The sequence below is a fragment of the Streptomyces sp. CB01201 genome (assembly GCF_002803085.1).
Lineage (GTDB): Bacteria > Actinomycetota > Actinomycetes > Streptomycetales > Streptomycetaceae > Streptomyces > Streptomyces hundungensis.
The window spans coordinates 87,747-107,532 of record NZ_NNBJ01000009.1 but is presented as its reverse complement, the minus strand read 5'-3'; the positions used below and the strand labels follow the sequence as shown (position 1 = coordinate 107,532).

General features: G+C 70.1%; 20 protein-coding genes and 1 pseudogene. 7 read left to right on the top strand and 14 right to left on the bottom strand.

The genetic code is table 11. The features are described from left to right. Nucleotides 1-88 precede the first annotated feature (88 nt). Both CG740_RS41045 and CG740_RS19750 read left to right on the top strand, forming a co-directional pair. A pseudogene (locus CG740_RS41045) lies at nt 89-303 on the top strand (dihydrofolate reductase family protein); the annotation flags it as partial. 221 nt (nt 304-524) lie between these two features. Then, nucleotides 525-1,280, top strand: coding sequence for a GntR family transcriptional regulator (locus CG740_RS19750; RefSeq protein ID WP_100576507.1), 756 nt, complete (start codon nt 525-527; stop codon nt 1,278-1,280). Nucleotides 1,281-1,434: 154 nt separating this feature from the next. On the opposite strand, the gene CG740_RS19745 is transcribed toward CG740_RS19750, so the two are convergent. Then, complete coding sequence (locus CG740_RS19745; RefSeq protein ID WP_100576664.1) at nt 1,435-1,938, bottom strand: TspO/MBR family protein; 504 nt, start codon at nt 1,936-1,938, stop codon at nt 1,435-1,437. 125 nt (nt 1,939-2,063) lie between these two features. Next, complete coding sequence (locus tag CG740_RS19740) at nt 2,064-2,426, bottom strand: WhiB family transcriptional regulator (protein WP_100576663.1); 363 nt, start codon at nt 2,424-2,426, stop codon at nt 2,064-2,066. Nucleotides 2,427-3,126: 700 nt separating this feature from the next. Between CG740_RS19740 and CG740_RS19735 the strand changes: the two genes are divergently transcribed. Both CG740_RS19735 and CG740_RS19730 read left to right on the top strand, forming a co-directional pair. Continuing rightward, on the top strand, nt 3,127-3,558 hold the full coding sequence (locus tag CG740_RS19735) for a chromosome partitioning protein (protein ID WP_100576506.1): 432 nt from the start codon (nt 3,127-3,129) through the stop codon (nt 3,556-3,558). Beyond that, on the top strand, nt 3,555-4,460 hold the full coding sequence (locus tag CG740_RS19730; RefSeq protein ID WP_100576505.1) for a hypothetical protein: 906 nt from the start codon (nt 3,555-3,557) through the stop codon (nt 4,458-4,460). Before CG740_RS19735 ends, CG740_RS19730 begins: the two co-directional genes overlap by 4 nt. A gap of 48 nt (nt 4,461-4,508) precedes the next feature. On the opposite strand, the gene CG740_RS19725 is transcribed toward CG740_RS19730, so the two are convergent. The 3 genes from CG740_RS19725 to CG740_RS19715 form a co-directional block, all read right to left on the bottom strand. Continuing rightward, nucleotides 4,509-5,069, bottom strand: coding sequence for a hypothetical protein (locus CG740_RS19725; RefSeq protein ID WP_199846515.1), 561 nt, complete (start codon nt 5,067-5,069; stop codon nt 4,509-4,511). A gap of 204 nt (nt 5,070-5,273) precedes the next feature. Continuing rightward, nucleotides 5,274-6,149, bottom strand: coding sequence for a cyclase family protein (locus tag CG740_RS19720; protein ID WP_100576504.1), 876 nt, complete (start codon nt 6,147-6,149; stop codon nt 5,274-5,276). 186 nt (nt 6,150-6,335) lie between these two features. Continuing rightward, nucleotides 6,336-7,979 (bottom strand): FAD-dependent oxidoreductase, encoded by a 1,644-nt coding sequence (locus CG740_RS19715; protein WP_100576503.1) that lies wholly within the window; start codon nt 7,977-7,979, stop codon nt 6,336-6,338. 71 nt (nt 7,980-8,050) lie between these two features. Here CG740_RS19715 and CG740_RS19710 point away from each other — a divergent pair, with 71 nt between their 5' ends. After that, entirely contained in the window at nt 8,051-8,491 is a 441-nt protein-coding gene (locus CG740_RS19710; protein WP_234376376.1) for a MarR family winged helix-turn-helix transcriptional regulator, read from the top strand. A 29-nt stretch (nt 8,492-8,520) separates the two neighbouring features. On the opposite strand, the gene CG740_RS19705 is transcribed toward CG740_RS19710, so the two are convergent. From CG740_RS19705 to CG740_RS19670, 8 genes are all read right to left on the bottom strand, one after another. Next, nucleotides 8,521-9,528 carry an Acg family FMN-binding oxidoreductase gene (locus tag CG740_RS19705; RefSeq protein WP_100576502.1) on the bottom strand — a complete coding sequence of 336 codons (1,008 nt, stop codon included), beginning with the start codon at nt 9,526-9,528 and terminating at the stop codon, nt 8,521-8,523. Nucleotides 9,529-9,691: 163 nt separating this feature from the next. Continuing rightward, the gene (locus tag CG740_RS19700; RefSeq protein ID WP_100576501.1) at nt 9,692-10,144 is read right to left on the bottom strand and encodes a universal stress protein; all 453 of its coding nucleotides are present in this window, start codon (nt 10,142-10,144) and stop codon (nt 9,692-9,694) included. A 321-nt stretch (nt 10,145-10,465) separates the two neighbouring features. Beyond that, nucleotides 10,466-11,422, bottom strand: a complete 957-nt coding sequence (locus CG740_RS19695; RefSeq protein WP_199846514.1) for an STM4011 family radical SAM protein — start codon at nt 11,420-11,422, stop codon at nt 10,466-10,468. Between the two features lie 7 nt (nt 11,423-11,429). Continuing rightward, on the bottom strand, nt 11,430-12,794 hold the full coding sequence (locus CG740_RS19690) for an STM4012 family radical SAM protein (RefSeq protein WP_100576500.1): 1,365 nt from the start codon (nt 12,792-12,794) through the stop codon (nt 11,430-11,432). Continuing rightward, nucleotides 12,791-13,597 (bottom strand): STM4013/SEN3800 family hydrolase, encoded by an 807-nt coding sequence (locus CG740_RS19685; protein WP_100576660.1) that lies wholly within the window; start codon nt 13,595-13,597, stop codon nt 12,791-12,793. Before CG740_RS19685 ends, CG740_RS19690 begins: the two co-directional genes overlap by 4 nt. A gap of 62 nt (nt 13,598-13,659) precedes the next feature. After that, the gene (locus CG740_RS19680) at nt 13,660-14,856 is read right to left on the bottom strand and encodes an STM4014 family protein (RefSeq protein WP_199846513.1); all 1,197 of its coding nucleotides are present in this window, start codon (nt 14,854-14,856) and stop codon (nt 13,660-13,662) included. A gap of 44 nt (nt 14,857-14,900) precedes the next feature. Further along, entirely contained in the window at nt 14,901-15,866 is a 966-nt protein-coding gene (locus CG740_RS19675) for an STM4015 family protein (RefSeq protein ID WP_100576499.1), read from the bottom strand. Nucleotides 15,867-16,128: 262 nt separating this feature from the next. Then, the gene (locus tag CG740_RS19670; protein ID WP_100576498.1) at nt 16,129-17,007 is read right to left on the bottom strand and encodes an EamA family transporter; all 879 of its coding nucleotides are present in this window, start codon (nt 17,005-17,007) and stop codon (nt 16,129-16,131) included. A 45-nt stretch (nt 17,008-17,052) separates the two neighbouring features. On the opposite strand from CG740_RS19670, the gene CG740_RS19665 reads away from it, so the two are divergent. Beyond that, the gene (locus CG740_RS19665) at nt 17,053-17,901 is read left to right on the top strand and encodes a MurR/RpiR family transcriptional regulator (RefSeq protein WP_100576497.1); all 849 of its coding nucleotides are present in this window, start codon (nt 17,053-17,055) and stop codon (nt 17,899-17,901) included. A gap of 144 nt (nt 17,902-18,045) precedes the next feature. On the opposite strand, the gene CG740_RS19660 is transcribed toward CG740_RS19665, so the two are convergent. Next, complete coding sequence (locus tag CG740_RS19660) at nt 18,046-18,669, bottom strand: TetR/AcrR family transcriptional regulator (protein WP_234376375.1); 624 nt, start codon at nt 18,667-18,669, stop codon at nt 18,046-18,048. A gap of 86 nt (nt 18,670-18,755) precedes the next feature. Between CG740_RS19660 and CG740_RS19655 the strand changes: the two genes are divergently transcribed. Next, entirely contained in the window at nt 18,756-19,688 is a 933-nt protein-coding gene (locus CG740_RS19655) for an aldo/keto reductase (protein ID WP_100576495.1), read from the top strand. Nucleotides 19,689-19,786 lie beyond the last annotated feature (98 nt).

The window sequence follows — 19,786 nt, the reverse complement described above, 5'->3', positions numbered from 1 at the left end:
TGATCGATGTGTCGAGGGATTCGGCGGTGGAGCCGGCTCCGGACGCCGACTCGCTGGGCGGCATGCGCTCGTGTCTGGGCGAGGCGCGGGCCCGATCATCATCCACGGCGGCGCCTCGCTGAGAACCGGGCAGTCTCGAACGCCGGCTTGATGGAGCGCTACCACCCGTTCCTCTTCCCGCTCCTGCTCGGCCCGGGCAAGCGGCTGTCCAGCGCGACCGACCAGGACTCGTAGGCGCCGTGGCTCGTGGAGCGGGAGGCGTCCGCAAATGATCTGCGGAAGCAGGTGTTCGACGTGGTCCGACGGTCCCTCCCTCCCGCCGGCCGGTGGCCCCGCCAATCATCGCCAACCGGCTTTGCCACCGTGGGGCGGCGGCTCGCGGTGGGCCGGTCGGCTCGGGGGTCGGAATCCGGCCGGGTGGGCTCGCGGCGTGGTCCGGATCGTGAACCAGGCTTGCCGAGAGGTGTAGACCAATCTAGATTGTCGCGCGAACCGCACGAGCCGTTACGCACTGTGAGGTCGTTTTGCCAGTCGCTGGATCCTCCTCCAGAACACCCACCTATCAGTCGATTGCCGCCGACCTGGCCAAGGCCATCAGCTCCGGCCGCATCGAGGTAGGCGCCGGGCTGTCGTCGGAACGGGCCCTGGCCCAGAAGTACGGAGCGGCCCGTCACACCGTCCGGTCCGCCCTGGAACTGCTCCGCGAACAGGGCCTGGTGTTCACCGGCCGCCGCGGCACTGTCGTCCGCACGTCCGCCACCGAGCCCCCGTCGAGCCCGGCCGCCCGGCAGGAGGCGTCGCCATTCGTCGCCACCGTTCCGCCGGGCCCCGGGCGCCTGTTCAGCGCCTCGGTCGCGCCCACCCTTGCGGCTGAGCTCTCCGTCGAACCAGGCCGGAGCGTGCTCACCTACCGCTATACCCTTCACCAGCCCCTGGGCGACACCGCGGTGGACGCCATCACCTACTTCACACCTCGACTGACCGACGCATTGCCGCAGTTACGGACCTACGCCCACCGCTTGCCCGTGACCAACCCCGATCTGAAGAGCCTGCCCCACTGGTGCGAGCGCGCCGGGCTGACCGTCACGGCCAAGGAAACCGTGACCCTCACCCGCAACGACCACGTACGGGGGCCCGCATGGCCGACGCTGAGGCTGCGGCGACGCCTGTACGACCAGACCATGGGCCTCCTGGCGCTCACCGATCTCTGCCCGCCCCTGACATGGAGCGAAGTCACCGTGGAATCAGGCCAATTCCACTCCTGCCAGGTCAGCGTCTGAACGTTGGGTCGGAGCTTCGGCTTCGTCCCGTCCGGCCGACGGTCTTTGTGCCGCGACGAAAGGCGAGATCGCTGCCGCCCAGGCCCACTTGTGCGGGGGCGTGCACGACCATATGGGTCGTGTCGGGCGGGTCGGGTCGGGCCCGGCGAGGCCTTTACGGGTTCTTGCGGACGATCGATGCGTTGAGCGCGGTGGCGAAGGCGCACCAAACCGCGTAGGGCAGGAGGGCTTGGGCCGCACGGCGGTCGAGCCGTGCGGTACGGCGGATCAGGTCCACGTTGCTGACGTTCAGGAGCATGGTTCCGGCCAGGCCCGCCCGCGGACTGTGAAGGCGGAAGAAGAGCCAGTTCCAGCCTGCGTTGAGGGCGAGGTTCGTGGTGAGACCGGCCGCCAGTCGTGTGCGTTCGTGTCGGTCCTCGGCCTCGCCCAGAGCGCGGCCGCCTGCGTAGGCGATGGTGGCGTACAGCGGAGTCCACACGGCACCGAAGGCCCAGGACGGCGGCTGCCATGACGGCTTGCGCAGCGACCGGTACCAGACGCTCGCGGGATCGACGGCTCGCGCCCCGAGCACCGCGGTGGCTGTGACGGCCGCGGTGGTGGCGCCATATCGCAGCCAGGGGCCGACGGCATTGCGTGTGTTCGTGATCGTGATTGCCATGACCTTACGGTTCCCCGCGCGGAGCGCCAGTATCGGAAGTCGGCGGTGGAAGCCCCCGCCGGTCCCGTCGTCGGTCCCGGCCGAGGGCGGTATCACCGCCCCGTACGGCAGCGCGCGCTTCCGCGTCAGGCCGCCTTCGAGGCCGAGCCGGTGGATCGCAGAGCCGACCGTGCCGCGGGGGCGCTGCCGGTGGCCGGTACCCGGACCAGGTCCTTGCCGTACTCCATATGGGCGCTTTCGAGGAGGTCGCTCCACGAACTGACGCGCGGGCGCCGACGGAGCAGCGCCCGACGCTCCCGCTCCGTCATGCCACCCCAGACGCCGAACTCGATCCGCTGATCCAGAGCATGGGCCAGGCATCGGGTCCGGACCGGGCACGCGCCGCACAACGCCACGGCCTCCTGCTGCCGCGCGGCCTCGGCGAACAGTGCGTCCGCGTCGCTCTCCTTGCAGACCGCCCGCTCACTCCACCCCAGCAACACCGTCATGCCCGCCTTCTCTCCCGTACCCGTCTTGCGCCCGTCGTGGCTGGCCTCATCCTCAACGGCGAGGTGAGACAAGGGGGTTCACAGTGGATCCGCCCGCGCTTCCGTATGCCCCGGATCGGTGATGACGCACGGCAGAAGTGGGACGGATTGTGCGCGAGGGGCGACGATGGGATCCGTAGTCCGGTCGGGGCGGGAGTCGGGGACGCGCCGGCTGTCGATGGGGCACGGGACCGAACGGCTGATGTGCGTGGGTCGGGTCGCCGCAGTGGGGTACGGAGGCCGGGGCGGCGTGAGCCACTCGCCGGGCGCCCGTGCCGTGTGTACGACGACGTCACGCCGGGTGTACCACGACGTCACGCCGGCACGGGCTGACGGCTCGGGGACCCGAACTCCCGACGGACGTACGACCTGGACGAAGCGCCCTGGGCCCGGACACAGTCCCGCTTCGTGAGGCTGCTGCTCGCCGCCCCGCTCGGACCGTCCGTGCATCCGCGGGCGGTCCAGGACGGCGGTTCGGGCCGTCGCCGTTCGCCGCCCGCGAGGTTCTGAACCTATGCCGTCCGCACGGTGGTCGGCCCCAGCAGGCCCAGGGGCCAAGGGAGTTCGCGGCCGAGTGGGGCACCGTCGCGGAATCTCGATATCGGCGTTCCGCTAGCGGTACTGTCTGACGTGAGGTCAGCAGTGGTCTTGGGGGGATGCGGTGACAGGCATCGAGATCGCGATCGGGTACTTGTTCGCTTGGGCTGTACGGAAGGCCCGGCTCGCGGCCGGGCGTGCCGACGGGGAAGTCGACCGCATGGTGAACGCCGGCATGGACCGCCTGCACGAGGTCGTGAGCCGCAAGCTCGGCGACGACCCGGCGCTCCGCCGGCTGGCGGACGAGGCGTCGTCCGGTCAAGAACTGCCCAGTGACCGGACCCGGCAGCGGGTCCGGCTCGCACTGGAGGAGGCGTCGGAGACCGACCCGGGCTTCGCGGTCGCGCTCGAACGGGCAGCGGCGCACCTGTGGTCCCTCGCCCCGCAGGCCGGTGCCCCGGCAGGCGGTGACCACATCGAGTTCCAGCACAACACCTTCCACGGCCCCGTACAGGCCAAAGGCGTTCAGCACATCGATCACGGTGACGCGCCATGACCGACGGCAACCGGTGGCCCGGCGGGCACGAGGGGCAAGACGCCATCCGATTCCACGACAACTCGTTCCGAGGCCCCGTACAGGCCGAGGGCGTCCAGCACATCAACTACTACAGCGGACCTCCGGAACATACGCCGAAACAGCCGAAACAGAAGTGGTGGCACCGTAGGGCAGCGAGGGCGATCGTCGCCGTGACGCTCCTCCTCTCGGCTGCCGGTGGGTACGCGGTGTACGCGCTGGCAAAGTCCCTCAACGGCGGGGACGCCCAAGCGATCCAGGTTTCACGTCCGCTCGATCCCGGCAGCGCGACCCTGCCGTCCTACGTCCATCTCCAAGCGCAGGAGGACTGCGCGTCCGACGTCCACTACTACGCGGAGACGGCGGCTGACTATCAGAACGGCGACAAGCGCGGGCAGCGGAGCCTGGGACCGGTGGCCGTCGACATCACCAGTCAGACGTCTTCCGACGAAGCGGTCCTGCTGGTGGGCATGAGGGTGCTGGATGTGCAACGGCAGCCGGCTCCTACCACCGGCATCGCAGTCCAGGACGGTGGATGCGGTGGCCAGGTGGACGTCAGACCTTTCGCGACCAATCTGAACAAACCCGACCCTCCCATCTTCGCGGAGCCGTCCGGCGGACACCCGCCGGTGAAGTTCCCCTACAAGATCTCTCCCGGCGATCCTGAAGTGTTCAGGCTGGCAGTGGACAACACGACCTGTTTCTGTGCGTTCGCCGTCGAACTCGACTGGATCGCGGCGGGAAAGGCCGGCAAGACGATCCTGGACAACGGCGGAAAGGGCTTCCTGTCCGCCGCCGCTCCCGCCGTTCCGGCATACCAACTCGATTCGACCAGCCACCTCATGCGGTCCACGTACCAGAGGATCGTGCCGTCGCACTCGTAACATCAGGAGTGAATCCGCCGTTGAACCCGGGCATCGGGCATCGGGCATCTACACGTCGGGTGTTACCTGCTGGGCCCTTGCCCAGCTTTCCTCGAACTCGTGCCGACTGATCTCCTGGCCCGCCAGCACGGGATCGAAGAGGTCGACGACGGGCGGGTTGAACGGCCAGTCCTCAGGGCCACTACGCCATGCGGTTCCGTCGTCGGCCAGCTCCACTTGGCGAACCCGGCGTCCTGCGGGCCCGATTTCCATCAGGTAGACGACCCGTCCGTCGTCCTCGTCGTCCCACGGCTTCCGGACGTAAACGACGTCCCGGCCGGCGAGCGCGCCAAACCCCTCGCGCCCACGCTGCGAGTCACGCTGGGCGCGCAGGCCGTCCAGACCTGGAGGCATCACGGGAGCGTCGATGTCGAATTCCTCCAGTTCATCGCCTTCGCGCTGCGTCACTGCCTCGGGATCAGTCTCGGGATCAGTAACGACCTCCACCCAGGCGAACTTTTCGAGGACCTCCCGCGCAGACCGCGCATGGACCCACCACCAGGCGCCACCCATGCCGTAGTCGTGGAGGACGAGGAGGCGATGCTTGTGTGCGCCGCCGGTGTCCGTCATGGGGACTGAGCCTAACGGCGAAAGGCCGTGGCTCCTCAATGGAAGTCCGATGCCCGTCCGCTGCGGTGCTAGGGGCCCGACCGCGTGGGGCGTACGGCGCGGGTGCGCCTGGGCCGGTGTTGTCGGCTGTAGCCCCCTCGCTCCCGTCCGATGTCTCCACACCCTTCGCAGCCGGGACGGCCGCGCCGTCGCGCGGGTTCCGTTTCAGAAGACGGCGATCGGGTTCACGGCGAGTCCGGTGGTGCCAGTGATGCGCGGCGGCGCCAGTATCAGCATGAAACTGGAACGCCCCAGCCGTCCGCAGACTTCGGCGAGCTCGTCCAGGTCCGCGGCATCGACCAGCGGCAGGCCGAGCCGAGCGAGGGCGACCTGGTGCATGGGCATGGGGAATGGGGCCGGCCGGGCGTCGCTGATGTCGCCGAGGTACACGCTCACACCATGTTCGTCCAGCCATCGCACGGCGCTGAGATCGAGGCCGGGTACCGGTTCGCTGAGCGGGCGATGGGTGTCCCATCCTCCCCGCACGGCCACGGCGTCTCCCGAAGACAGCACGGTGCCCGCACGATCGAGCGCGGCGTCGAGATCGGTCGCTCCGATACGCCGGTCGGCCGGCAGGCTGCCGCCGTCGGGAGCCAGGTCAAGGAGCACGCCGCGGGTCACGATTCCGGCGCCGAACGGGTCTGCCGAGCCGTGCACAACACCCGTCGGGGTCACGGCGGCCTGCACCGGCACACCGGGGTAGACATGCTCGTCGACCGGCATGTGTGCGACGGCGTCGAGATGGGTCAACGCGGCGTTGTGTGTGTTGATGACGAGCGTGTCGGTCAGTGCCACGGGCTTCGCCCCGTTGAAATTCATGATCTGTAGCACGCCGGCCGGCATCACCGCAGGACTGCCGACGGGGCCCAGTCCTGTGGTGAGAGGTACCGGCCGAATGCGGCGGGCCAGGCTGACGTGGTGCGCGTCGCGCACTTCGGTGGCGGCTCGCTTCTTTGCCGCCGCGTCGATCAGGTGCAGGGTGCCCAGTTGATCGTCGTCGCCCCATCGACCCCAGTTGCTCGGAAGTGCGGTCTCGGTCATGGTTGCTCCTTTCCGGCGGGACGGTGCTGTAGTGCCGTCCCGCTGCTGGTCCGAGGGGGAGTTCAGCCTGTGCGCGTTCACGCGCACTTGCTTTGCCGCCCCTGACGGCTGTCTCGTATCGCCGATGCCGATGCCGATGCCGATGCCGATGCCGATGGTGTGCCGGTGGCTGCGGCGATGCCGGCTCTATGCGTCTGCCCCGCTCGTGACTTGTCCCGCCGGTGCCGCCTCGCGCATGAACAGTCCGGTCAGTCGGTCCAGTGCGGCGCGAAGACGGTCGCCCCCGGTGCCGCGTGCGCTGAGATAGCCGTCGGGACGCACGAGGATCCAGTCGCCATCGGAGGCGTTCAGTGTGTCCCGCACCCGGCTGCCGGGATCCCACACGCCGCAGTCGTTGCCTTCCGGCCGATGCCGGCTGACCGTCACTCTGTTCAGCCACGCTGGGAGCGTGCTCGTCCCGGCGGTCGTCCGATCCTCGCTGGAGGCAGTGCCGTCGGTGAAGACGAGCAGGTGCCATGCAGGGGCCCTGAGCAGCGCGCGCAGCGCGGTCCAGCCGGGGGATTGAGCATCGGCTGCGGAGATCTGAGTCAGTCGTTGGCCAGGACGTGGGCTCTTGTCCGCCTCGCCTTCCGCCTCGCCTTCCGGCTCGGTGAGGGGGCTTTCGGGGTAGGCGATGCTCAACCCCGACATGCTCCGAATGAGCCCGCGCATGAACCCGCGATCATGGTGCTCGGTGTCCCCGGTCTCCCCGCTGGACGTGTCGACCATGGCCGTGTTCATGACTTTCGCGGTGGAGGCAAGCAGGGCTTGGCCGATGGGAACCCGCTCGGCGTCGTAGGTGTCGAGCAGTGTGTCGTCGGCGTGACCGTGGACGACCATGGCCAGTTTCCAGGCCAGGTTGAACGCGTCCTGGATGCCGGTGTTCAGACCCTGCCCCGACGCGGGCGAGTGGACATGGGCGGCGTCGCCGGAAAGCAGGCACCTGCCGACGCGCATGGTGGGGACCGCGCGCTGCTGGATGGTGAACTTCGATGCCCAACTGGGCCTGTTCACAGCGGTTTCGCGGCCCAGAGCCTGTGACAGCTTGGTGCTGAACTGGTGGGCGATCACCTCTGGATGTTCAGGTTCCCCTTCACCTGACGTATCCAGTAGCCGCCACTTCCCCGGTTCCGGAAACGGAAACAGCATCAGCGCGCCGCCGGGCGGAAACAGCCAGTGCACCCCGTCTCGTTCCACGGCGGCGTGCACGATCGCATCGGCGATCAGCCATGTGTGCGCGGCTTCGCCTGCCAGGGGGAGCCGGAGGGCCTTGCGTACTGTCGAGTGTCCGCCGTCGCAGCCCCACAGGTATTGAGCACGCACGGTCTCCTGCGCGGCGCCCGTGCGGTCGCCGCTGCGCAGCACGGCAGTGACACCGTCGGCGTGGGGCTGGAACGACTCCAGCTTGGTGTTCCACTCCACATCGATCCCGGCCGACACTGCATGCCCACGCAGTACTCGCTCGGTGATCACCTGATCGACGTTGAACATGTACGGAAACCGGGTCACCAGGTCGCCGTAGTCGAAGTCGACCCGGGTCGTGCGGTCGGCCTGATGGCGGACGAACGCGTTGACGCGCGTTCCGTGCGGAGCGATGTCGCCGAGGATCCCGAGCTGATCGTAGATCTCCAGGCTGCGGGCGTGGGTCCCTAGCGCGCGGCTGGTGGTGGCGGGTCCGGGTGCGGCATCCACCAGGCGAACCGACAGTCCCCACCGGGCCAGTTGCATCGCCGCCGTGAGACCGACAGGGCCCGCTCCGGCGACAAGGACGTCAACGGTATTGCTTGCCATGGCAACCGAACCTCTGCTGTGTCAGCTATGCTGACGCAGGAACATACCCCACAAGCGACAGGACCGCGAGCGTGAGCGCACAGGAGAATGCGGGGACGAACCCGCCGCTCCTCACACTCCTGCAACGAGGGGCCCGTTGGTTCTCCGACGAGTTGATGGAGCGTCTGGAAGCCGCGGGCGTGGACCCCATCACACCGGCGCACGCGGCGGTGCTCGCGCACCTGGACTCCAGCACGTCGCTGAGCATCGCCGAACTCGCCCGCCGTGCCGGCGTCACCCGTCAGACGATGCATCGCGCCGTCACGCAGCTTCTCGAAGAAGGCCTGCTGGTCAGCAAGCCGGGGCCGGGATTCCCTCGCAGCACCCTGATCGGCCTGACGGACGCGGGTCGTCGGCGTCGTGACGTGGCGTCAAGGATCCTTCGCGACCTGGAGCAGGTTCTGGAAAGCCAACTGGGCACTGGGGCAATGGCGGATCTGCGTGACAGCCTGACGCGGGCCTGGCCGGGGTGAAGAAGTGGGTCGTCCACCAGCCCCCAGGGTCACTCGACGGTGAGAACGTCCCGCACCGGGCGACGGGGGGAGCGCGGCCCGGCCGGACCGTATCCGATCCGGAGCATCACCTGTACGTACGGCATGGCGGAGAGCGGGTCTCGTACGGCCCATCGCAGGTCCTCGCGCTCAAGGGCCTCCGTGGTGACGTTGGCCACGACATCGTGGTGCGTGGCCAGGAGCAGTACGTGTTGCAGGGCCTGGCCGACTCGCAACCAGTCGCCAGGGGAGTCCTCGGCCGTGCCCAGGAGGGCCAGTTGCGGGACCTGCTCGAAGTCCAGGCGGCCGCGGTCGGCGACCGGGCGGCCGGTGGCGAAGTCGCGGATGGGGGCGGCGCCGCTGCGACGACGCGGCGCGAAGGCGAACTCGGGGACTCCGTCGACGGCCGTGTCCGATGGGGCGGCCCCGACGCGGGTCCAGCGGGCGACTTCCGCGATCTGCTCGGGGTCGTGTGCGTTCTGCGATTCCGCGTCCTGGACCAAGTCCAGTAGCGCATCCACGTGCCAGGGATGGGGGAAGAGGAGTTCCGCGCCCTCGCATGCCGCCGCGTCGCGGAGAGCGTCACGGACGGGCTCCGGTACGAGTGTCGGAGCGAACGGGTGTCTGCTGGTGTGCCGCCTGGCGATGTCCTGACGCAGGGAGGCCAGGTCCCGGGCCCCCTGTGTGTCCTGGGGTGGCTGCGCGTCCAGCCGTACCACGGCGAGGAGTTCGGGCCGGGCCGGATCGGGCAAAAGGGTCACCTTCGGGTCCAGGCCGGCGTCGGCGCAGGCCACCCGCAGGGTGAACAACGACGCGCCACACCCGATGTGCAGGGCCCGGCCCTGGGGGTCGGCGTACGGGACCGCGCGCCGTTCGTCCGAGTACAGCTCGATGCTGCTCGTCGCGCGCAGGAAGCGGAACCGCCAGGGTTGGGCGTTGTGCAGGGACGGCGCGGCCGTGGCGGCCTCGATGAGTGCGGTCACGGCCGGAACGTCCAGGGTGGGGATGGTCCGTGGCATGGTGTTGCCCTCCTTGCCGAGGCCGGGGCGCGGTGGTGGCCCCCTTCGCCGGATGCCCCTGCGGGCGTGGGCCCGGCGTCCCGGGAATCCTTGGCGGGCCGTGCGCTCGACCCCGGGTACGAACTGAGGCGGGCGGAACGGCCGCCGTGCACAAGGGAATTGATCAGCTGTCAGTGGACGCGCGCACCACGGCGACGGTGCAGTGTGCGTACTGGACGACCTGCTGGCTCACGGAGCCCAGGAGCGCGTTCTTGAACCCGCCGTACCCGCGAGTGCCCACGACCATGGTGCGGGCGTCCTGTGACACCTCCACCAGGACGTGGGCGGGCGAGCCCTGCATGACCCGGGGGTGGACCGGAACCGCAGGGCGGTCGCCCAGGGCCTCTTGGATGACCTCCGCCAGCTTCTCGCGGGCCATCTCCTCCGGGCTCACCATCCCGGAGGCGAGCCCCGTGGTCCCCATCCCGAGGGGGTTGCGCGACCACTCCCAGCACATCACCGCGTGCACGCGCCCCTCGATGGAGGCGGCGTGCTCGACAGCCCACCGCAGGGCGTCCATCGAGTTGCGCGAGCCGTCCACACCGACCATCACCAGGGGCTTTCTGGCCTCGTTCATGTCGTCCTCTCGCTTCGCTGTCGTACGCGACGGGCACTCGGGGGAGATCGAGGTATCGGTGCGGTGCCCGCCCTTCGGCGGTCCGCGCTCACTCTCAGCCTCACCGTTGTGAGCGGGCGCTCACAGATGCCAAGGTCCTTCGCGGCAGGGCCGGAGGTCCCGACCGCAGGGGCCGTCGACCGTCCGGCGCGTACCGGCTCGTAGGTCTCCACAAATCCTGCCCGGCTTTGCCCGGAACCGCCTGGCGAGATCGGCGCGTGCACTGGGGCTGCCCGGTCCCGGCGTCTCGCACTCGCCTTCGTCGTGCACTGCGGGCTCGCCTCACGCCGGTCGTACGACTGCGCCCGGGCTTGCGAGGTCGAGGCGGGTCCGCGCGGCCGCTTGTCGGGTTGCTTGTCGGGTTGATGGAAGCGCGGGTACGGGCAGTACGGCCGGCAACGACCGGGGTATGCGTTCCAGGACGCCGCCGGCGAAGACGTCGTACAGGGGCAGGGACTCCAGGTGCACGTACCCGATGTGGCAGTCGCACGTGGTCAGGGGGCAGGGACGCGGGGCGAGGGCGGTGCGGTAGGAACCGTCGTAGAGATTTCCCAGTTCATTGCGTACGAAGTGGCAGCGGCGGACCGTGCCGTCCCCGTCCACCGAGATCACGGACTCTCCGGTGCGGCAGGGCAGACCGCCCGATGAGTGCGGATGACGGCTGAAGGGGAAGAGCGGATCGAGCGCGGTCCACCGGGCGGCCTGCTCGTCCGTGTAGGTGTGGCCTTCGGCGGCGTTCACCCAGAGGTACACCTGCTCCGGCAGTTCCTCGCGCAGCTTGCGGGCGGCGTCCATGTGCTCGGGCAGGCCCACGACTCCGACGCTGAACCGCACGTTCAGATCGCGCAGTTGGCGGGCCTTGGCGAGGAAGCGCTCGTGCGGTGTCTGCCCCGGGTGGTAGGTGCACCACAGAGCCGCCGTGTCCCGGTCGGCTTCGCCGAGCCAGTCGGTTCGGCAGCTGAGGTTGGTCTGGATCGCCACGCGCCGCACGTGCGGTTGACGGGACAGGCGCACCAGGGCGCGCCGGTACCAGGAGCGGGTGAGGCCTTCGCCCCACGGAGTGAACAGTACGGAGAGGCTGTCTTGGTGCTGCGCCGCGACCCAGGCCTCGAAACGCTCCAAAGCCGCACGGTCCGCGCGCAGTTGAGCCGTTGAGTCGCGGCGCTTGGCGAACGGGCAGTAGGGGCAGTCGTAGTCGCAGGAGGCCAGCGGGCCGCGATAGAGGATGGTCAGGTCCACGGTGGCCTCACTTCAGTTCGTAGGCGGCCATGGCGTCGCGTACGGCCGGGGAGAAGAACTCGGGACCGATGGCATCGGAGTGGGCAAGTCCTTCGGCGGACAGGCGCAGCAGCTCGTCGCTTCCGGCGCCGCCGTGCAGCCAGCCGCGCGCGGCGAGGACGCCGAGTTCGGAGCGGAAGTCTTCCCAGGGGGCGGATCCGAAGCGCAGGCGGTATTCCGCTGCGGGCAGTCCCTCGGCCTGCAGCAGGGACTGGAGCAGGTGTCGGCGCCGGGCTTCACCCTCGTCGACGTGCCGGCCGTGGAGGGCGCGGGAGAAGTCCTCGGTGGCGGTGTAGTCGTCGATGATGCCGCGGATCTCCCGCATGGAGACGGCGTAGTCGAAGGAGTAGTGCAGCGTCGAGGTGTACGAGCGGGCGCCACAGCCCAGGCCGATCATGCCGTCGGTCTGACAGGCGTAGTCGTCCGGGCCCTGCGGCGGGGCGTCCGCACGGCGGAACATCCGCATCGACACCTGCTCGTAGCCGTGGGCCAGCAGATGGTCCCGGCCCTCCCGGTAGCGGCGCAGGCGCTGCTCGTCCCAGTCCCGTCCGGCGCGAAGCGGGTCGGCGTGCCGGCCGAGGCCCGTCAGGGGACGGACATAGAGCGGGTAGAGGTAGATCTCCTCCGGCCGCCAGGCCAGCGCCGCGTCGAGGGACTGGCGCCAACTGGCGGCCGTCTGGCCGTCGATGCCGTAGATCAGATCGATGTTGAGGACGGGGATACCCGCCTCACGGATGCGTGCGAGCGCAGCTTCCACGTCGGAGCGGCGTTGCGGCCGTGCTGCGGAACGCGACTCCTCCTCGATGAAACTCTGCACTCCCAGGCTGAGTCTGGTGGTGCCGCGGGCGGCCAGTACGTTCAGCCGATCCGTCGTCGCGGTGGAGGGAGAGGCCTCGACCGACAGGGGAACAGCACGGAGGTCCGCCCCCATCTCCTGCTCGGCGATGTCGCACAGCTGCTCCAGTTCGCGGGGCTCCAGGAACGTGGGTGTGCCGCCGCCGAACGCGGCGTTGACGAACCGCGGGGGTTCGTCGTCGCCGAGGGCCGTGCGCACCGCGGCGGCTTGGCGGCGCACCGCGTCCAGGTAGCGGCCGGTCAGGTCGTCTGGCGCCCCGATGCGGGTGAACAGGTTGCAGAATCCGCAGCGGACCTCGCAGAACGGTATGTGCACATACAGCGAGAGGGACCCACGGGGCTCGCCTGCCCACAGGTCCTTGAGCGCGGGGTGCGGATCGAGCGGCCGGTAGGCGGTCTTGTGCGGGTAGGCGTAGGTATAGCTCTGGTAGGGGCGTGGAGCCGTGTGCGACGGCGGTGCCAGGGGGGTGTGGGTCATGTGGTCGGCTCCAGGAAGAAGTGGCTGTACGGCACGGTCCATACGCAGTCGTGGCCGAGGCGATGACCGGTGTAGCCGTCGTCGCCGTACGCGGTGCCGTGGTCGGAGCTGACGATCGCGAAGCAGCGGCGGCGGGAGCTCATCGCGTCGAAGAGCCGTCCGACATGGCGGTCGATGTACTCCAGGGCCGCCGCGTGGGACGCCCGGCTGTCGCCCGACTCACGGGTCGCGCCGGGCAGGTGGAACCAGTTGGGCTGGTGCAGGGCCGAGGCGTTGACGAAGAGGAACAGCCTTTGTTCGGGCGGCAGTTGGGCCACGACCTTTTCGGCGCACTCCACTTGGGCTTCGAAGGAGGTAGGGGAGGCCACCGAGAAGGCGGGTTCCCAGTGGCTCTCCTGGAAGAGTCCCGGCAGAACGTTGCCCAGCGCACCCTGCTTGTTGAAGAAGCCGACTCCGCCGACGCACACCGTCCTGTAGCCGCGGGCGGCGAGCCCGGCCACCAGGTCGGGGGCATCGAAGACGAACGTCCGCCCCGCGGTGCTCTCACTGCCCGCGAATCGTGCCGCGAACAACCGCGGGTGGGGGCCGGGCGAGGCCGGAGTGGGGAGGAAGCCCGCGAACATCGCTTGATGGGAGGCGTAGGTGAAGTTGCCCGGCGCGTGGCGCTGTTCCCAGGTGCCGCCGGGCAGATGCGCGGAGAGGTTCGGGAGGCGGCCGGTGGCGGCGAGTTCGACGGCCACGTCGTAGCGCAGGGTGTCGAGCGTCAGCAGGAGCAGGTCGTCTCGCCCCACCACCTCGTTCATGTCCGGGATGTCGTGCCACGGGGGAGTGGTGTCCGCGGCGGCCCGGGGGGTTTCAGGGGCGGTCATGTGCTGTCCTCGGTGGTGCGTCGAGCGTGGTGGGTGGGGCGACGGTGCGTCGAGTCGGGAGCGCGTGTGATGAGCGCGGGTGATGGGGGAAGGCGCGCGGGCGGCGCGGTGCGGCCGGACCGGACCGCGGCGATCTGGGCCGCGTAGGTGTCCATGCCTTCCGCGCCGCTGTCGGGCAGTCCAGTCAGCCGGGGGAGGAGATCGCCGAAGGCATTGACCTCCCCCACGGCGAACCGACGCCAGCCCACGGCGGGCAGCAGGTCCACCCCGACGCACAGGGTGCCGGGGAAGCAGGCCGCGGCCCGCTCGCTGATGGCGAGGGCTTGCGTCCACTGGTCACCGGCCAGTGCGCGTACGGCCGAGAGGTCACCGCGGGCCCCTCCCAGGTGAAGATTGGTGAGGGGGGAGCGGCTCGTCCGGACCACGGCATGGGTCGCGCGGCCGGCCACGACCACTACGCGCAGATCTGCGGATCTGCCGAAGAGCGAGGCTTTGGGCAGCCAGCGCTCGATGTGCAGCCCGTCCGGTGCGAGCGTGTCCACGATCGCGGCGATCTCCGCCTCGTCCGTGTAGCGGCGGATGCGCAGGGAGTTGTGGAGGCTGCCGTCCGCGGTGCGCTCCACGCTGGTGGTGGCGGCGACGCGGCCGGTGCTGTTCGTCTGGACGGCGAACACGCCCGAGGCGGACGACCCGTGGGCGAGCTTGACGAACACTCTGTGCAACCCGGCCTCGCGCATGAGGTGCCGTACGCCGCTCCAACCCTCCACCGGTGCGAGCCCGCCGCTCGTCGGCGACGGGGGCACGGGCACGCCCGCGCGGTCGAGACGTCCGTGGCACAGCCGTTTGTCGAAGAGCACGGCGAGGTCCGACGGGTCGTCGAGGCGGCGCCCGCCGCGCAGCGAACGGACGGCGCCGAGGAAGTTCTTGTACCAGCGTGCGGAACCCTCGACGCGTGTCTGCTCCTGGCTCCCGCGCAGCATTCGGTCCACCGCCGCGTTCTCGCCGGGCGAGTCCAGCCGTACCACCTCGTCGTCGCCGAAGTCGGCGCCGCCGTCCCGCAGCACGTCCAGCCACTCCACGACGCGTGGTGTGCCATGGCCCGCTTCTCGTGCCGCCGCCGTGAAGAGTTCCGTCCGGCGGTTCTCCCCATTGGCGACGACCGCCCATTTCAACGCCACTTGCTGTCCCCGCACCTCTGCCGTCCCACGTCTTGGCTTCGTCGTTCTCGCCGCGCGGGCTATTCGCCCACGGCGACGAAGCGCCAGACGGTCCCGTCCTCCTCCTCGTCGGACTCGGCATCTCCCTCGCCGGCGTCTACCCTCACTCCGGCGGCCTCCAGCGTCGTCACGAGTCGATCGCGCAGTTCCGGGCCGACATAGTTGTGGTGCAGATCGAGTGACGTGAGGTGGGTCAACGACTGGCCCGACAGCAGTGCCGCGGCACCGTCGTCCGTGAGGACACCCATCGAGATGTCCAGGTCCTCCAAGCGGGCCACGACGGGAGCCGAGGCGAGTGCGCGGCAGATGTCGTCCTGGATCTCGCTGTTGCGCAGCCCCAGCCGGCGCAGGCCGGGCAGCCGGTCGCCCGCGAGGATCGGGGCCAGGTCGGAGACCTGGCAGTCGCCGCCGTACTCGGATGTGCCGAGCCACAGGTCGAGGGAGGCCAGCGCGGGCAGATCGCTGCCGGCGATGCCGCTTACCGCCGCCACGGGAAGGCCGCCCGTCTCCACGGTGAGCGCGCGCAGCCGTTCGTGCCGCACGGCCGGAAAGACCAGCTCGTTGCCGCCTCGCACGCCGAACTCCGCCAGATCCGGGAAAGCGGCCAACAGGGGTGAGACGTCGCCTTGGACGATCCAGGAGATCTCGCACTCCTCCACGACGATGTCACCGAGGAACAGGCCGCGCAGCGCGGGCAGTTGATCCCGCGCGGCCACCAGCGCCTCGATCACCGCATCCGGCGCCTTCTCGTACACATCGCTCCAGGCACCGACGATCAGCGCGCGCACCCGTCGGCTGTCCACGGCCGCGAGGAAGCGGGCGAAAGCCTCCGGCCACTCCTCCTCGCTGTCGTACGCGTCCACGGCGATGCGCCAGGCCACGGATTCGGCGGCGGGCAGGGGTACTGCCGTCCCCGGAGTGTCGGCGCTGGGAAAGGTGAAGGCCGGCAGGCCGTGGAATTCCTCAAGGTGGCTGCCAATGGTCATGGGGACCGCTCCTTCGCGCTGTTTTCGGTGCATCGATGATGGGCCCGGCTCGATGGGCCGACGCCATCTCCAGGTAAGGGAGTTGTACCAAGCCCCACTGACATCGCAGCCGACAGGGGGCGTTGCTCGGCGGCTGCACGGAGCTCGGTGGCCGCGTGGAGCAAGCGCGTCGAACCCGGCCGGGATGCATGGGCGTTGGGCCGGCTGAGGGCGGGCCCGGGCCTGGGGGCAAGCTCGCGGACGGGACCGAGAAAGATCACCGTCAGGCGTGGGCGAGTTCCAGGACCGCGATGCCGGCCAGGACCGCCGCGCTTGCGGCGAGGCGACGGTTGCCGAAGGGCTCCCGGAACAGCAGCAGGCCGATCAGCGCGGCGAAGACGATGCTGGTCTCCCGCAGCGCGGCGATGGTGGATATGTTGCCGCGGGACTGTGCCCAGACCACGAGCCCGTACGCGAGCAGGGAGAGGACGCCGCCCGCGAGGCCGCGCCGGCCCACGGACTTGAGCCGGACGCCCAGCGATCGCCTCCGCATCAGCCAGGCGGACAGGAGGAAGGCGAGGCTCTGGGACAGGAAGAGCCATGCGATGTACCCGGTGACCGTGCCCGATTTCCGCACGCCGCTGCCGTCGACGAGCGTGTAGGAAGCGATCATCACCCCTGTCCCGAGGGCGGCGGCGAGCGCCGGTAGCTGAGCGCGGCCGGGCATGCCGTCGGCCAGGGCCAGACCGGCGAGGCCGAGGGAGATCACCAGGACGCCCGCCGTGTCCTTGGCGGACAAGGGGTGGTCCAGGACGGTCGTGGAGACCAGGGCGACGAGCAGAGGGGACGTGCCGCGGGCGATCGGGTACATCTGGCCGAAGTCGCCCAGCCGGTAGGCCTGCAACAGCAGCATCTGATAGGCGACTTGCAGACCGGCCGAGGTGGCGATGTACGGCCAGGCCGCAGCGGCGGGCAGTGCGGCGAAGCAGACGAGGATCGCGGCGCATCCGGTCGTGGCCACGTTCATCAGCACGAAGACGGCCAGTTTGTCCTCGGCTCCGTGTGCCAGTGCGTTCCAGACCGCGTGGAGCAGGGCGGCGGTCAGCACCGCGACGGGCACGGCGGCCGCGCCGTGCGTCGGCAACGACAGGGCCATGGACATGGGCACCCTCCTTCGTGGAATGGAATTCCACGCTAGCATCGAGCTATGGAATTCAATTCTTCCGGGGGTCGGCGGCTCGCGGCCCACGTCCGGGCCCATCTGTCGGAGCTGCGTGACGCCGAGGCCCGCGTCGCCCAGGTCGTTCTCGACAAGGGGGCGGAGCTGGTGCATCTGAGCGTCAGTGATGTCGCGCAGCTCGCCGGGGCGGCACCGTCGTCCGTCGTCCGTGCCTGCCAGCGTCTGGGTTTCCGCGGATATCAGGAGTTGAAGATCGCGGCGGCCCGGGAGGCGCCCGCGTCGCCTCCCTCCAGCGAAGCCGATCCCGCAGCCCGTGCCCTCGCCGAAACGGTTCGTTCCGCGCGGGAGGCGCTGGACGGTCTGGCTTCCACGCTCGCCCTGGACGCACTGCGGGACGCGGCGGCGGCACTCGACACGGCTCCGCGCGTACTGGTCGTGGGCGCGGGACTCTCCGGAGCTGTGGCTCTGGACACCGCGTACCGCCTGCGCGCCCTGGGCTGCGTCGTCGACGCGCCGGCCGACCCGCTCACCGCCCAGCTGGCCGCCGGGCTGCTACCGCCCTCGGCCGTCTGCCTGGCCATCAGCCACACCGGTGCGACCCGCACCACGGTCGACGCGGCCCGTAGGGCCCGCACGGCGGGGGCGACCGTCCTCGCCCTGACTAGTTACGCCCGTTCACCCCTGAGCGAGATCAGTACCCGCACACTGGTCGCGGGCGGTCAGGACCGCATCTTCGGTCTGGAGACGGTCGCGAGTCGGCTTGCGCACCTCGCGGCCGTCGACGCGCTGTGCCAGACCCTGCTCGCCGTACGCGGGGCGGAAGCGGACAAGGGGCTGGCGATGTCGTCCGATGTCACGGCCGACCACACCTACTGATCGGCCGCGGCTGCCGTGCGGGACCGGTTCGGCGACGGCCCGTCCCGGACGCGAGGTCGGCGGCCGTGTGCCGCCGGCGAGTGAGGGCTCGGCGGGGACCGGTCCGTCGGAGGCACGTCCCCGATGGATGCGCCAGGGACCGTGTCACGCGTGCGGGTTGCCCGCCGCGGGTGGCCGCAACGCGTCCACCAGGAGGTCCAGCATCCGGCCGGTCGGAGCTGTGCCCTCTACTGCCGCCGAGGACAGGAACACTCCGAGGAGCATCATCGTGACCTCGTCCGGTTCCACATCGGCCCGCAGCGAGCCGGTCCGCACCCCGGCGCTGAGGATGGTGCCGATTGCGTCGGTGAGTCGTTCACGGGTCGCCGGGGTGGCGATGGCGCCCGATGCCCAGCCCGAGCGCAGGGTGTCGGAGATGCCGCGCTTGGCCGCGAAGAACGCGGCGTAACGATCCATCCACGCCCGCAGGGCGGCTTCGGGTGGCAGCTCGGAGAGCAGCACGGGGACGCTGGTGACGACGGCATCGAGTTCGGAGGCGTAGATGGCCTCGACGAGGGCTTCGCGGGTGGGGAAGTGACGGTAGAGCGTGCCGATGCCGACGCCGGCCTCTCGGGCGATGGCGTCCAGGCGCGCCGTGCCGTCCGTCGCGGCGAAGGCGTCGCGGGCTATGGCGAGCAGGCGTTCGCGGTTGCGCCGTGCATCGGCGCGGGCCGGGCGTCCGGCCGCAGGGGACGGCCCGTCGGCGGCGGGGGAGTCTGGCGAAGCCAAAACGGAGACCCTCCGGTTAGTGTTACGGTCGTAGGTAAACGGAGTTCCTCCGTTTGCTTCCATCGTCTCATGAGAGCGAGACCGCCATGGTGTCCACCGACCGATCTCTCCAGCTCACCGCCAGCGGCGCGGCACGACCCGGTGGGCCGGGAACGCTGGCGGGCCGAACCGTGTCCAGGGTCGGCTACGGCGCCATGCAGCTGGAGCGACTGCGACGCGACGACGCGATCGCGCTGCTGCGTCGCGCGGTCGAGCTCGGCGTCGATCACGTCGACACCGCCCAGTTCTACGGCGACGGCCACGTCAACGAGGTCATCAGCGCGGCGCTCCGCCCCGAGGACGACGTCCTGGTCGTCAGCAAGGTGGGCGCCGAACCCGCTCCGGGCGCCGCGGTGCCGCTGCGCCTGGCCCAGCGGCCCGAGCAGTTGCGGGCCGGAGTCGAAGCCAACCTCAAGAGCCTGGGGCTCGACCGGATCCCCCTGGTCAACCTGCGCCGCGCCGACACCGGTCCGGGTCTCCGCCCCGAGGGCGACCAGGTGGTCGACCTCGACGACCAGCTCGCCGTCATGACCGACCTGCGGGACGAGGGCAAGATCGGCGCGATCGGTCTCAGCAGCGTCACTCTGGACGGACTGCGGCGCGCGCTCCCGGCGGGCATCGCCTGCGTGCAGAACGCGTACAGCCTGGTGGCGCGCGACGACGAGGACATGCTCCGGCTCTGCCGGGCCGAAGGCATCGCCTGGGTACCGTTCTTCCCGCTGGGCGGAGCCTTCGCGGGCCTGGCCAAGGTGGTCGACGAGCCTGCCGCGATCGTTGCTGCCCAAGCGCTGAACGTGACCCCGGCGCAAGTCGGCCTGGCCTGGCTGCTCCACCACGCCCCGAACACGCTCCTCATCCCCGGGACCGCCGACGCGGAGCATCTGCGCGGGAACATCGACGCGGCCGCGATCGCTTTCGACGACTCGACGCTCGCCAGGCTCGACGCCGTTCCCAGCCGCGGGGGAGACATCGTGCTGTGAGGGATGTGGTGTGTCCCACCGGGGCCGGCCGCGGTGGGCTGGACCGGCGGCCTGATCGCCGCGCTCAGGAGCTCCGCGGGCCGACGGCAGGCCATCCT

Coding starts and splice junctions, on each gene's coding strand:
- CG740_RS19725 (WP_199846515.1), bottom strand. CDS start 5,069: ATGACGGACACCGGCGGCGCACACAAGCATCGCCTCCTCGTCCTCCAC.
- CG740_RS19655 (WP_100576495.1), top strand. CDS start 18,756: ATGGTGTCCACCGACCGATCTCTCCAGCTCACCGCCAGCGGCGCGGCA.
- CG740_RS19700 (WP_100576501.1), bottom strand. CDS start 10,144: ATGAACGAGGCCAGAAAGCCCCTGGTGATGGTCGGTGTGGACGGCTCG.
- CG740_RS19720 (WP_100576504.1), bottom strand. CDS start 6,149: ATGACCGAGACCGCACTTCCGAGCAACTGGGGTCGATGGGGCGACGAC.
- CG740_RS19685 (WP_100576660.1), bottom strand. CDS start 13,597: ATGAACGAGGTGGTGGGGCGAGACGACCTGCTCCTGCTGACGCTCGAC.
- CG740_RS19740 (WP_100576663.1), bottom strand. CDS start 2,426: ATGACGGTGTTGCTGGGGTGGAGTGAGCGGGCGGTCTGCAAGGAGAGC.
- CG740_RS19665 (WP_100576497.1), top strand. CDS start 17,053: ATGGAATTCAATTCTTCCGGGGGTCGGCGGCTCGCGGCCCACGTCCGG.
- CG740_RS19675 (WP_100576499.1), bottom strand. CDS start 15,866: ATGACCATTGGCAGCCACCTTGAGGAATTCCACGGCCTGCCGGCCTTC.
- CG740_RS19670 (WP_100576498.1), bottom strand. CDS start 17,007: ATGTCCATGGCCCTGTCGTTGCCGACGCACGGCGCGGCCGCCGTGCCC.
- CG740_RS19715 (WP_100576503.1), bottom strand. CDS start 7,979: ATGGCAAGCAATACCGTTGACGTCCTTGTCGCCGGAGCGGGCCCTGTC.
- CG740_RS19705 (WP_100576502.1), bottom strand. CDS start 9,528: ATGCCACGGACCATCCCCACCCTGGACGTTCCGGCCGTGACCGCACTC.
- CG740_RS19745 (WP_100576664.1), bottom strand. CDS start 1,938: ATGGCAATCACGATCACGAACACACGCAATGCCGTCGGCCCCTGGCTG.
- CG740_RS19690 (WP_100576500.1), bottom strand. CDS start 12,794: ATGACCCACACCCCCCTGGCACCGCCGTCGCACACGGCTCCACGCCCC.
- CG740_RS19730 (WP_100576505.1), top strand. CDS start 3,555: ATGACCGACGGCAACCGGTGGCCCGGCGGGCACGAGGGGCAAGACGCC.